This is a genomic window from Bradyrhizobium sp. 1(2017), from assembly GCF_011602485.2.
Classification (GTDB): Bacteria; Pseudomonadota; Alphaproteobacteria; order Rhizobiales; family Xanthobacteraceae; genus Bradyrhizobium.
In genome coordinates, this window is record NZ_CP050022.2 from 4412815 (window position 1) to 4425804 (window position 12990).

Here is a 12990-nt window from a genome sequence, read left to right on the forward strand (position 1 = left end):
GTCGGCCAGGCGACGATGCGAACGCGCGCGTAGGCGGTGGGCCGTACATCTGCTGCTCATCCCCTGATAGCAGACATTCTCAGAGGCAGTCGGCAGGTCTCAAAAGGGCCAGGAGCGGTCATCACCCCCATGCCTCGGACGGTTGGACCGCCTGGCAATCGCATCCTTTTTGCAGGGAAGCCTGATAGTATTTCCGCGCTGAACTTTGACACGCCGTCCCGTACCCCTTGGGGATTGGTCCATGCGGCGGCGGGAATTCGTTACGAATCTTGGCGGTGCGACAACAACGTGGCCGCTAGAAGCGCGCAGGTAAGCGCATGCGGCGCGTCGGTGTGGTCGCGGCCACCACCGCGCCGGACGAAGCCGAAGGTAAGAGCGGGGGACTACAGGAGGTAAACATGGCCGAGCCTGATCGCAATGGGATTTCCGCGCGATTGTGGAGGCTCCCTGGGCAGTTGCTGCTGGCGCTGATCAATGCGACAGCGATCCTGGTTATCGTCGCCGCGATTCTTGCGCTGGTCGCAATTGCGCGCATCGACCATTTTGCGGAAAACGTCGTCGCAACGATGACGGAGGCCGTATTGTCGAAAGTCGATCTGCCGCCGAAAGACGTGCTGTCGAATCTCCGAAACCTGACGGCGGAAGTCCGCACGCTTGGCAACGAGCTTCGGGAGATTAAGGCAGGAGAACACCCAGCCCTTCAATCCGAGATCACGCAACTGAAGGAGGCGCTGACCGTCCTGAATGTCAGCGTCGACCGGCTCGGAAGCGCGAGATCGATCCTCACCGACGAAGCGATTGGGCAATTGGGCCGGACGGTCAGCGACGCGCTTATGAAGCTAAGGGACTGCTCTTCCAGCACTCGCCTAGTGGCGCCTCACCGCACCCTCAAAAACAAGACAGTCGAAGCCTGGGAGACCGCCGGCCCTCAGAAAGCTGGCCATGAAAATTGACGTACCGCCGCTATGGGTCAAAAGGCGAAGAATTCAGCGACATCGAAAGGACGGAGGCCGCCAACCAAGGCGGCCTTACTGTTGTTCCGGGTGAAGGGCTTTTTTCTGCGCTTCTAGTTTAGCGATGAGCGCCTTGATCCGCTCAACCGTCAGCTGATCATTCAGTGAGAACGCAATTTTTTGGTAATGCTCGATCCTCTTGTCGAGTTCGTTGCACGTCTCACACATTGGCAGTTCCGCATTGGCGCGAGCCCAAGTCAGTAAGACGGCCGAACTGCCATTTTGTTCATCTCCATTAATTAGGACACTTCTAAATTCAACTTCGGACACCGGGGTCAAAGGCGGAAGTTGGCGCTTGAACGGCATGTCCGGTCAATCCAAATTAGGGTGCAATGCCAACAGCGGCGGCCTCATTTGCGTGGGAGTTTTTCTTCTTTCGATAACTCGGCCAGAAATTCTGCCAGCGCTTGCTTGCCAGCAAATTGCGCGGCCATCTCGGACTGTAATCCGTCTCCGGTCATCTTAATGCCCAGCGGTTTGCTCTTGCGATGTATCTCCCAGCTCCAGCGATCAGGGTTCTGACCGCGTCGAGAAGTAACGACGTAATAGTCGTTGATGGGGGGGGATCGGCCATCGCGCACACTAGACCGTATACGCGCTCCGCCGCCGACTATAGTTCAAGCAAAACAGACCACTACTGGCCATTGGGTGTCCGCCGGTCGATTGCAGGCTTCGCAATAGAAGGCCTCACCAAATTCCACGCGCACGACCTTGAAGCCTGCTGGAACGGCTTCCACGTTAAAATCGTAGGCCTGCTTCTCAGGCCGTGAAAGACGGGCTGACCCCGACATCCCGCAGTTCGAGCATGTAAGCAACTCGGTCCACTTATCGTGGGCTATTATCATGTGCGTAGTCCTCTTTGCCCGGTGGCAAAAAAACACACGGCGCAGCGGTCGTCTGGTCAGAATTGCTCACTTTCAAACTAGGCCACTGGCCAAAACGGTCGTGACGCCCTTGAAATGGGATGTCTGCATTACCCCTGATAGGGCGTAGGAAGGTCCATGGTCGTTTTTGGGTAAAACGATGTGGTCCCTCACATCGCCGCGTGCGGAACGCATCAGTTGTCCTGAAAAATTCGTTCGTCAGCCGACGCAAGCCGCTCTGGAAAGTCTGCTCATCGAGCAACCGGTCGGTTAGTCCTTGCTGGTTGAATCATCCCGCTCTATCTCGGGCTTCTCACGCAAAACGGCATTCAACAACGAATTATGAACCTCGATCTTTCCGTTGTAGCTGATGAGTCCAAGTTTGCGGAATTTGTTCATGAAGGCGCTGACGCGGGATCGGGTCGTTCCAATCATCTCTGCCAACGTTTCCTGGCTGATGTTCAATAAAATAGACTGAGATCTACCTTCCTCTCCGAAATGCGCGAGCAGAAGGAGAAGGCGCGCGAGGCGCTTTTCACTTGAGTTAAAAAGCTGATCGATCAAGTCCTCTTCGATTCGGCTGTTCCTTGTCAGGAGATACGCCATGAACAGCTCGGAAAATTTCGGTTCGGTACGCAGGGTAGCAATCATTGCTTCTTTGGTGATTGAGGTGATTACACTTTCTTCCATCGTCGTTGTGGTCGCGATGCGCAATGGATGGCCATTGAGGCACCCCTCGCCGAAAAATTGGCCCGGTTCTAAAATTCCGACTACCGCTTCCTTACCTTGCTCGGATACGACAGTGAGCTTGACCTGGCCTTTTTGAAGGTAGAAAACCGAATCCGCCACGTCTCCTTGCTCGAAGACGTGCTGATTCTTTTTGATTGTCAGGACCGTTTTGCCAGTCCCAACCATGGCGAGAAAGGCTTTGGGATCGAACTCGGGTTTGGCAGGCCTTCCCACAGGAGCCTCCCTTAGCTCCGATGAACGAGCGCGCCTCGTATTATAACGGTCCCAGCGCCGAAATGAAGCGGGTGCATAGCGCTAATGAGGGAGCTTGACCGGCTAGATAGAGGGAGTTCCGCAGGGGTCGCGTCTCACTTGTTTGTCACGCGGGCGACTTTAGACCCGGCGATGATAGCCACAGACTGATCTGGGAAGCGGTGTGTAGCTGTCTGGCCTTTCGCAGCAGTTGCTCCTTGAGTCTCCCGGAAGGAAGCTTGGCGGCTTCATCCTCTGTGGCCTCAGATTGCTCGTGCCATTTTTGCTCAGTAGTTTTTCTCTTGCTCATGATGCAGTCCCTTGCATCAGGCGGGAGCGCAACACTCTCATCACTGGGTAGATGCCGTGACGGGCCGGTGATGGGAATAGTCTTCCACGCCCGCGCCCCGACATACTGGTCAATACAGATCACCTCTCGGAAAAGTTTGGTCCGGAGCTGGTGGCCAATATTGCTCACATCGCCGAACTTCCTGATCAGCCTATGCGATGAATTTAATCTGCGTTTGGAACGTTAAACTACACGGCATGTTGTCGCTGCGCACGAGTGACCGTTGTGGTCGCCCAATCATCCCTTGGAGTGTCAGATGAGCAAACGTAAACCGGCGACGGCGTCAAAGCATGCCCACAGCACGAAAATAGCCGCCCAACGGGCCAATCAGGCTATTACTAGAAGCCCGAAAGACAGCCCCCTGCGCTCTGTTGCGGCAGGCTCGACTGAATCGCCCCCTGAGAGTCATAACGACTCAAAACAAGAGGCTCCCCTTGTTGAGAAACCGGCGACAGCCTTTCAAGATGACTGCAAACAGACGATGACGGATAACGATTCAAAGAAGGGGTTTGTTTTTCCTTCAGCCACGGCAAACGTGCGGGCTTATCAAGCAAAGCTGCTGGAAATGGCACAAGCCAACATGCAATTGGCTTTCGAATTCGCCCAGAGGCTTGCGACGATTAGGTCGCCCGTTGAAATTCTCAGCGTCATTGCAGAATTCACAAGTAAGCGGATCGCAATGTTCCAGAAGTATTCGATAGAAATGGCTGAATTAGGTACCAAGCGGTGAAAAAGCATCCGTGACGGAATCCAGCGAGTCGATGTCAGCAAACAAGCGTGGCTGATGTCTCAGTTGGGATCAATCGCGTCGGTTTGGGCGATGACTGCGGACTTCTGCTCCACCCTCATGAACAGACATCGTCACCGCCCCGCTATTAGCGACGGGTTGAAAAATGTTAGTCCCCCAGTCGCAATTACTTCAGCGGGGATACCCTAAGATAAAGAATGCCGTTTGGTCCGAAAACGTCGGTCAACCGCTCGGCTGCAAACTCCTGGTTTACCCCCATTGACCGACATGTGGCGGCCCCCGCATCAACGGAAGCGATGGGCCAACAACAGACATCGCTGGCTTGCAAGACACGAACTTGCACAGTCGATTGGTCAATAGCGCTGACGCAACTAGAGCGCGTGTTGCCGAATCTTCCCGAGTGTTGCGGCCTGGGCACATCGCATGCTGATCGAGTCAGCTAGGTTCAGCTGGAATGCCGGACATCCAACAAGAACCGGCGTCGTTTCGGCTGAAACGCGGGATGGAGCGAAAATAATGAAGAAGATTTTTTTGAGTGGCGTGGCCTTGCTGGCAGTGAGCATGGCGGCACCCGCGTCAGCGGCTGACCTGGCTGCTAGACCTTACGTCAAGGCCCCGCCCCCGGTGGTCGCGCCGATTTATGATTGGACCGGTTTCTACATCGGCGCCAACGGCGGCTGGGGCCAGACCCACAGCTGTGTGGATTTCGTTACGCTTGCAGGGACAGTCGCAGGTGGTTGCGCTGATCGCTCCGGAGGCCTTGTTGGCGGACAGATCGGGTATCGCTGGCAAACCAATCAGTTTGTGTTCGGACTGGAAGCACAGGGCGATTGGGCTGACATCAAGAATACGCGCGTCAGCCTGATCGATCCGCTGATTTCAACCACAGGGAAAACCGATGGCATTGGCCTCTTCACGGCCCAACTCGGTTGGGCATGGAACGCATCGCTGCTCTACGTGAAGGGTGGCGCGGCCGTCACTCGCAATCGCTTTGACGTATTCAACAACATCACAGGGGTCGGCCTTGCCTCGGCAGGTCACACGCGCTGGGGCGGCGCCCTTGGTGTGGGCTGGGAATATGGTTTCGCACCGAACTGGTCGGTCGGTGTTGAATACGACCATCTCTGGATGGGGCGTGACAACACCTCCTTCGCAGGCGTGGTCACGCCCGGAGGGGTCACCCTCCTAGGCAACGGGGTCAGCCAGGACGTGGACTTGGTCACCGTGCGCTTAAACTATCGATTCGGCGGCTTGGGAAAAGCTCCTGTCGCCGCGAGATACTGACTTCATCTAGACGCTTTTGTCAGCACAATGGGCCGGGCAATTTGCCCGGCCTTTTTGTTTGACGCCCATTTCTGACAAAGTTGCAAGGCGCTCCATCAGATCCAGCCTGAGCCGCCGAGAGGTTGCGGAACGCATCAATGCCGCATTCGAGACCGGCGACATCGCCGTTGTCGTGCGATTGAGGATGCGGCCCGCCTGCACAACATTTTCGGAGCTCCGCGCGACGTTCTGGGATCATACGAACAAGCCTTTACCGCGCGTTCGCAGGCGGCAAAGCGCATCCGAATTTCAGCACCGTCTTGAGATTTGCACGCGATGGGTTTTCAGTCGCACGTGACCTGCGCCCGCACGCTCAGGCGAGGAAGACGCATGACAAAGTCTCAAGCGTCGGCCCCACTTCCGCATCGGGTTACGAGAGCCGACTCCGCCACGGCAATACTCCGTAGCGCCGATACGAAGCTCCGTGGTCGTTTTTGTGTGAAACGATGTGGTCCCTCATATCGCCGCGCGCGAAACGCATCAGCGGCTCTAAAACTTTTCGTTCGTCACCCTAGAGCTCCGCGAATTGGAGGAGCGCTCATCGTCAATACACCCCGGTTGATCTTCTTGCGGCCAGCCGTTGCTGCGCGGCGAAATAACAGCCATCACGAGTAGGCGCGGCTTCCGGTTTGGGTCAAAACCGGCATTTAGGAAGTCGGCCGATCACTTCCGGTCTACGCCCATAAGCGGACCAATTCAGCGTCCGCCCGGACTTCGCATTAGGGCCAATACCGGAAGTAGATGCGGGCGCTGAACGTCGGCGAGCGATGCGCTCCGGGCATCAATCTTCCGCACGCCAAGGTGACTACCTATTCAAATGCCGCGATTGCAAGCACAACGGCGGCGAGGATCGGACCTGCATCGGCGACAAGCGGGCGATCATGTGCGCTGACTGCGCCTGCGCACTGCCCGATGATCACAAACCTAGAAATATCGCCACGGACAAGCACGCGCAATCTGTGCGTTAGGAACTTTGTTCAATCTCATGATCGTTCTAATATTTGCACTGCCGCAGACAGGACAGAAGAACCAAGACTCACTTGCGATTACCTTCGGACCCGGACTGGGATTGTAACCGCACATCGTTCGATGACATTGAAAACCGTCACAAGCATCATAACCCATGAATGCAATTTCAGGGGCGGGATAACCTGAACAATACACTTTCGTTCCAGTCCAGCATTTGCCACCGTCCCCTTCTGAATTACTCTTCACGTATGTCATTCCCAGATCAGTGCAGTCTGCTGGCGACCCAAGGCAAAATGGGGCTGTCCCGATCCACATCCCTGGCTCCGCAAATGCATCCCTGCTTAGCAAGATAGCGGTTACTGCGAAGGCTATCCTGAATAGGATCATAGAAGCCTCCCTGTGACAGATGTGGGGGGACTCCAGGGTGGATACCCAGACCCACCGCAGAGGATATTTGAGCAACACCAGACACGCCTGTAAAGAAAGATCCCCATGTCGCACGACTTACCAGTGGTCAGTCGCGCGCATTGCTTTCCTTCCTTCATGATCTCGCGGAGAGACTTCGGCCGCGGAGGTGACCTGTAGCGGCCCTCCCACTGGGCCGCGATCACGCCCTCGAAGGGAGCTTCCCCGGAGTGCAGCTCGGCATTCCGCTATCGGTTCTGCGCCGATCCAGGTGCTAAATCGAAATGACCATCATACGCTGGATGCGAAGGACCACGACGGGTCGATGTCGCATTTGGGTCATGAGCCGTCGATTTGGGAGATGAACTGAGGACTTCAGCTCCACCCTCATAACCAGACATCGCCAACGCCCAGCCAGTCGCTGTTAAAATGTTGGTCCTTAGTCGCAATTGCTTCGGTCGCCCGTCATGCGGGACGAAGCAGGCCTCGTGGCCTCCTGGTGATTGGGGTCAGTCCGAGGAAACTACTGGGGCTGCAAAGCAGATAGGTTGGGATTGTTTGGCGGTCGGCTTTGTAAGGGGCTTTGCCGAGAATAAGCATGCTTTCCAAGAAATTTTTCCCTCCCCCTCGGGGTGCAGGAGGCAGCGGGCCTCGTGGACTGCACGCCCAGAGCAATTCACTCCGCGAGTGCGCGATAAACTGAAGCTCGACCGGTCTTCAACGTCTTCGCAATCGCAGACGGCCCCACGCCGTCGGCCTTCATCTTCCTGATCTTCGCGGCATCGATTGCTCGCCTTGCGCCCCTTGTAGACGCCGCGCACCTCGGCGCTGGCGATCCCTTCAAGCTGGCGCTCGCGGCGAAGGCTGCAGCCACGACTTATCGCCGCGCTCATACTCCCCGGAAGAAAACGGATTCCGATTTGCGTATCGATCCGGTAGATTGCGGACGTTTACACATGAACGAGCGATCAGTTGTAATTCTCGAGAGGATAAATCATCTATGCGCGCCGCCGTTTCCTACATCCGCGTCTCAAAACCGAAGCAAGGCCGCAGCGGTCTCGGCCTGGAAGCGCAGCAAGCCGCGATCAGATCTTTTTGCGCGCAGCACGGCTTCAACATCGAAGCCGAGTACCGCGAGGTCGAGACCGGGAAAGGCGCTGATGCGCTGGAGCGCAGGCCCGAGCTCGCAGCCGCCATGAAGTTCGCTCGCAAACTTGGTCGAGGCGGCAAGTCAGGCGCTGCTCCAATCATCATCGCCAAGCTGGACCGACTAAGCCGTGACGTTCACTTCATCAGCGGCCTGATGGTGCAACGCATTCCCTTCATCGTCACCGAGCTCGGACCCGAGGTGGACCCGTTCATGCTGCATATCCACGCCGCTGTCGCAGAGAAGGAGCGTGAGCGCATCGCTCAACGCACTAAGGAAGCCCTTGCGGCAGCCAAGGCTCGCGGTCAGATGCTGGGCAATCCTGCAATCGGAGAAGCTCGCAAGGCCGAAGCAGACCTGCACGCCGAGCATTTCCGGCCCATTCTCGGACCGCTACGCCACCTGCCCGCCAAGCGGATCTCGGTGATCCTGAATGATCGAGGCGTAACGACGCCACGCGGTGGCAAGTGGCAGGCTACTCAGGTGATCAGGCTGCTCAGCCGTCTACAATTGTCGGCTGGTAATCCAAGCTGACTCAGCCCGGCTCGTCCGACCTGACCTTTGCCGGCGGCATCAGCAGCATCGTCTCCGCGGTCAATCCGCCGCCTGCCGCAATCCGATACAATTCGGCATCGCTGAGCTCATGGATCGGAATCTCTTGACGATCAACAATCTGCACAGCCTTGCCATCCAGGCGATCGATCAACTCGTGAATGTAGGCGAGATTGCCCTGCTCCGCCTTGTCGAGCAGCTGGTCTGCGACCCTGCGCAGTGCCAAAGGACGGCTCCGAAGCGCGATCCGGAGCGCGTCGTTGAAGGGTTTCTCCCTGTTCACACTACCGATAGGTCGTCCCATGGGATCCCCCTAATCACATCGCCATGCATGTGATTCTAGACTCAATTCTTCGGTGGAACTACTGCCTTTTGCGCTTCTTCGATCGGCCCTCGGCAGGCCGCCAACTGCTCTGGTCAGTTACGCCGTTCTTATGGCAGCCTGCGTTGATGCTTCCTCTATCAATCGCGGCGCAGCGACACGCGAGCGATCTGACGTTCCCCTCCCCCAGCAGATGGGGTGTGCCGCGAAGACAGAATCCATGTTGAACGCGCTCCCGCCCCTATGAAGCGCGGTATGCCGCCAGAAATCGCTTGTAACCGCATTCGGGGTCTTCAGCGATTTGCAGAGGATCCGTGAACCGCAACCAACGCATCATCAAAGTCCGGGCGTCCTGGCCCAATGAATTTTCTTCAGACTGCCCCTGAAGCTCCGTAATCAACCACTCGAAGAAGAGTGCCGCCGTAGCGACATTCGCGCGAGGAACGGAGCCGGACGCCGCAGAGCCGAACAAGTCGATCAGCCGCTCGCCGACGACCTTCGGATCGTATTGGGTGGCAATCCGCGTCAGCTTTTCCAAGGTGGCCGGCCGGATCTCTTCTACCGTCGAAAGCAGCAAACTGACGTACTCAAGGTGGCAACGGCGCCAGATGCGCCACATGTTGTCCGAGTAGTGGTAATGAAAAGCCTCCGCCGGCAGGACGTCGACCCGAAGCTGATCCAGCTCGATTGCCGCCGAGAAAACGGCCAACAAATCCCTGATGTCGTCCTTCCTGATGTTCGTGGGCATCGATGTCGCTCCGAGTTATCCCTTGTTCATGATCAGCGGCGACAGAATGGCAGCGGCCACTGCCTTCCGGTTGACATGCCATGCTGCCCAGCACCGCGAATGCAGCCAGGCATGGCCGCTCGGTCCGGTGCCGAAGGGCACCAGCTCATCAAGTACGGCTTCGCTGCCACCGCAGTGGAGACAGCGTCCGGGTGGAGAGCACACCGGATTGCGGTTCAGCCATTCGACCACGCAGCATTCAAAAGCGCGCGCCTCAGCATCCGTTCGCTGCAGTCCACCATCGAACTCGGCGATGCCCGCCCGCTCATCGAAGAAGGCCAACCAGTCCGCGTCCGACCAGTTGTCACGGGCGGCCCGCAGCAGCGCCACAATCTCAGGCTTGCGCCGGGACAGTTCGCTGAGCACCGTGCCCCGGGGGGCTTCGGCTGCCGTCAACACGAGATCGTCCCCGTCGAGTACGAGCTTAATGCCGGCGGCGCGGGCCGCCCTGAGAGCTTCGACCGCGCTCATAGCCGCGCACTCCAGCCTGGAGTTCCAGTCTCCTCGAATTCAGATTCGGAGGAGAAAGTTGCGTCCGCAGCGTCCAGAGCGTCCGCGGCGTTATTCTGCAAGGAGTTGTCGCGGACGATCGGAACTTGGCGCGGATTGACATCGTCCGCATCGTCGTTTTGCGTCCGCTCCGACCAAGTCGAGAAATCCCTGCCATCAGCTGCTTTTCCCGAACTGTCGGACGATGCGGACGTTGCGGACGATGTTTCCGGCGGCATTTCTGACGCAGAGGAAGTCTGCATCTTCGTGATGATGATGGTGCGGGTACGCGCCCGGGCCTTGGCCTTCTTGAAGTCGATATCGATGCCGACCTTACGCAGAAAGGTCGCAATCCGCCGCAGCCTGCCTGAGAGTACGCGAGGGCTTTCGGGCCAAGACTTCGACTTCGCAACCCGCTCGCTGACCGCGAGGGCCCCCATAAGGTCTGAGGCAGTTCCCGTCCACACCACCTGCGTTTCCATCATGGCACGCACGGCGGCGGCGACCGGGTCGGCATCGAGCACGCCCTCCACCACGTCGTCGAGGTTGTCACGGTAGGCTGACCAGAAGGTGCCAGGGGGCCACAGCGCCGCCTCGCATGCTGTAGCCCACAGAGCGAAATCCGCCATTCGCGGCAGCTTCGGCAGATGAGTGTGGGGCAGCCGCTTAAGGCCCTCCACCACCGCATTGAGCAGCACACCAAGAATCTTCGGGCGCGCCGCCTCGAATGCGGCCCGCAACTCCTGTTCCGGTCGGCGGCGCTCCTCCGGGATCGGCTGCAGTGTCAAGAACAAGGCGCGGTCGGCGAGGTCGGGCCGGGTGACGATCTCCTCAATGCCGTTGAGGATGACGGGGCGGGTCGCGTCGAACAGCACCTCGTCATTGTCGGTATAGAGCTGGCGAACGGCAAATCCGCCGCCGGTCGCCAGCCGGCAAAGAGTGTCGGAGATCCACCCCGGCAACCCCGAAACATTATCGAAGGCAAGTACGTGGCTGTTGCTGGCAGCGATGAAGAGGTCGCGATCCTCGCGGGGAAGCGCCCGCAGGGGTGCCGTGTTGGGGTCAAGCAACGACCGGAGGACTGCTGAGAATGTCGACTTGGCCGACCCCTGCTCGCCCGCCAATGCGATCACCGGGTAAGGGCCACAATTGCGCAAGCAAGCCAGTGCCCAGGAGACCACCAGGACGAAGTCCTTGTCCGAGTTCACGTTGAGGAACGGCCGAAGCGCGTCGACCGATCCACCCGTGACCGGCACCGGCAGCGGCTGCATGCCAGCTGCGCGACGAAACCTTACCGGCGGATTGTTGATGACCCTCCAGCCGGTGGGACTGATCTCCACCGCACGCCAGTGTTCATCGCCGAGGTCGAGATAGAGATTACCTTCATGCCCCCCGATGCGAATGTAGACGCGCCTCTCCGGTGAACCGAAATCTGCCTTCGCCTCAATCAAATTCAGCGCTGACTGCATTGCCTCCGAGCTTGGTGCGCCTCCTACCTCATCAAAGAAGCGCCGCGTGAGCCAACGACGGAAGCCCCTGGAACGGATCGGCCAGGTCTCGCGGTGGCTATTGATGTCAATATCTGCGTAGCCCGTTCCCTCGGGCGCATGAAACAATTCGGCGCTCTGCGCGAGCTCGGCCAGAATGCTGGCCTGTGTCCGCCGCGCCCTATCGGCAACGCCGCTCTCCCCCACGATGGTCCCGAGCGCCGTCACCCTGGATCCAATATCCTTGGACGTGGCATCCAGCACCTCGGATGCCGCGTAATTGTCCTTTTGCAGGGTGGCAAGGGCCGCCGGCGTAAAGGGCGCACCGGAATCGCGGACGATCCGCTCGAGCGACCCGTTCAGTGGGACGCGCACCTCCTCGGCGGCGGCAATCGTGGTCAATATACTGCGCTCACCGACTTCAGTCGTTTCACGCGCAACATCGATCCGGTGGACATGATGCGAAGATCCGCCCGACGCGCCGCGATCACTTCCCTCGCAACGCCGGCAGAGAAACCGCGGGAACCCGTGCTCGCAGTTCTCGGTGTTTACCGACATGGCAGGTCGCCTTCATAGCTCGATCCGCCCGAGGCGCTTCGCGGCAACGTCGGACCCTGGCCCGAGCCGAAACCAACCAAATCGCTCGTGGGGCGGCACGCAATCAGCATGTCGTTGAAATCCATTCCCGCGGGAGGACGCGCGACACGAACCCGACGACCTTCCCGCGCCCAACGGCGCGCGGCGGCCATTGCCGCGGCCTCACCTGGCGCATCGGCGTCGGCGAGGACGACAACGTCCCGCTCGTCATCCGGGAGATCGAGCCTCCGCAGGCCCGAGGTCGAAAGGGCCGCCCACGTCCGGTGTTCCGTTGCCTGCATCGCCGAGAGGCACGTTTCGATCCCCTCGCCGATCAGCAAAACGCCACCCTGCCCGCCGAGGCGAACAATCCCGCCGCTGCAGGGCCCCAACATCATTTTGGCGGTCTCAACGGGTGCCTTCGAGGTGCCATCGCGCGACAGGAATGTCCGGTGGATAGCAGTCGGCGCGTTGCCGATTGCGCCGGTCACCAACGCAACCATGGCGGGCCAACGAGACCCCTCCGGGTGCCGCAATCCATGGTGAAAACGAATGGCAGGGGGAATTGCGACCGTGAGACCACGCCGCCGCAGATAAATCTCAACGAGCGAGCCCTTTGCGCAGGTTGAGTTGTTCCAAACCTCTGCTGCCCAAGAAGCAGAGCCGCAAATGCTGGCCTCTTTCGATACCGCCGCCTTGGCAATATCAGACTCCCGCGCTCCAGCGAGATTCGATCCCGGCCAGAGACCGAGGAGCTTGAGTGCCTCGATAACCGACTGCTGATCGCAACCACCAAAGCAATGGACAAGCACGATCCCGTCGCGGCCGTATCCAAGTGAGAGGCTGCCAATCCTCTCTTCGTGGGCAGGGCAGCGACACATGAATCCGCAAGCCGTCCGTTTGGCACCGCCACAGGCTGCTGCGATTTGCTCAATAGAAATCACATGCGCTCTCCATTTAGCGCGCGATGATGTTCGCC

General features: G+C 58.6%; 11 protein-coding genes and 1 pseudogene. 4 read left to right on the forward strand and 8 right to left on the reverse strand.

Annotated elements, in window-relative coordinates; genetic code table 11:
* Window positions 1-398: 398 nt before the first annotated feature.
* Window positions 399-953 carry a hypothetical protein gene (locus HAP40_RS20920; RefSeq protein WP_166816033.1) on the forward strand — a complete coding sequence of 185 codons (555 nt, stop codon included), beginning with the start codon at window positions 399-401 and terminating at the stop codon, window positions 951-953.
* Between the two features lie 75 nt (window positions 954-1028).
* Here the strand turns inward: HAP40_RS20920 and HAP40_RS20925 are convergent, their stop codons facing one another.
* On the reverse strand, window positions 1029-1319 hold the full coding sequence (locus tag HAP40_RS20925) for a hypothetical protein (RefSeq protein ID WP_166810888.1): 291 nt from the start codon (window positions 1317-1319) through the stop codon (window positions 1029-1031).
* An 827-nt stretch (window positions 1320-2146) separates the two neighbouring features.
* A complete protein-coding gene (locus tag HAP40_RS20930) occupies window positions 2147-2791 on the reverse strand; it encodes a Crp/Fnr family transcriptional regulator (protein WP_414645404.1) in 645 nt (214 codons plus the stop codon).
* A 671-nt stretch (window positions 2792-3462) separates the two neighbouring features.
* Between HAP40_RS20930 and HAP40_RS20935 the strand changes: the two genes are divergently transcribed.
* A complete protein-coding gene (locus tag HAP40_RS20935) occupies window positions 3463-3936 on the forward strand; it encodes a phasin family protein (RefSeq protein WP_166816029.1) in 474 nt (157 codons plus the stop codon).
* 534 nt (window positions 3937-4470) lie between these two features.
* Window positions 4471-5238: an outer membrane protein gene (locus tag HAP40_RS20940; RefSeq protein WP_166816027.1), complete on the forward strand. Its 768-nt coding sequence runs from the start codon at window positions 4471-4473 to the stop codon at window positions 5236-5238.
* A gap of 2089 nt (window positions 5239-7327) precedes the next feature.
* Here HAP40_RS20940 and HAP40_RS20945 read toward each other — a convergent pair.
* Window positions 7328-7517 (reverse strand): annotated as a pseudogene (locus tag HAP40_RS20945) (helix-turn-helix domain-containing protein); the annotation flags it as partial.
* Between the two features lie 134 nt (window positions 7518-7651).
* On the opposite strand from HAP40_RS20945, the gene HAP40_RS20950 reads away from it, so the two are divergent.
* Window positions 7652-8332, forward strand: coding sequence for a recombinase family protein (locus HAP40_RS20950; RefSeq protein ID WP_166816026.1), 681 nt, complete (start codon window positions 7652-7654; stop codon window positions 8330-8332).
* Between the two features lies 1 nt (window position 8333).
* Here HAP40_RS20950 and HAP40_RS20955 read toward each other — a convergent pair whose 3' ends face one another.
* The 5 genes from HAP40_RS20955 to HAP40_RS20975 all read right to left on the reverse strand — a co-directional run bounded on the left by HAP40_RS20955 (window position 8334) and on the right by HAP40_RS20975 (window position 12955).
* Window positions 8334-8576 carry a hypothetical protein gene (locus HAP40_RS20955; protein WP_166816024.1) on the reverse strand — a complete coding sequence of 81 codons (243 nt, stop codon included), beginning with the start codon at window positions 8574-8576 and terminating at the stop codon, window positions 8334-8336.
* A gap of 337 nt (window positions 8577-8913) precedes the next feature.
* Window positions 8914-9420 (reverse strand): hypothetical protein, encoded by a 507-nt coding sequence (locus tag HAP40_RS20960; RefSeq protein WP_166816021.1) that lies wholly within the window; start codon window positions 9418-9420, stop codon window positions 8914-8916.
* Window positions 9421-9435: 15 nt separating this feature from the next.
* The gene (locus HAP40_RS20965) at window positions 9436-9930 is read right to left on the reverse strand and encodes a hypothetical protein (protein ID WP_166816019.1); all 495 of its coding nucleotides are present in this window, start codon (window positions 9928-9930) and stop codon (window positions 9436-9438) included.
* The gene (locus HAP40_RS20970) at window positions 9927-11993 is read right to left on the reverse strand and encodes a hypothetical protein (protein WP_246741066.1); all 2067 of its coding nucleotides are present in this window, start codon (window positions 11991-11993) and stop codon (window positions 9927-9929) included. The genes HAP40_RS20965 and HAP40_RS20970 overlap by 4 nt, the downstream gene beginning before the upstream one ends.
* Window positions 11984-12955, reverse strand: a complete 972-nt coding sequence (locus HAP40_RS20975; protein ID WP_246741065.1) for a DUF7146 domain-containing protein — start codon at window positions 12953-12955, stop codon at window positions 11984-11986. The genes HAP40_RS20970 and HAP40_RS20975 overlap by 10 nt, the downstream gene beginning before the upstream one ends.
* Between the last annotated feature and the right edge of the window lie 35 nt (window positions 12956-12990).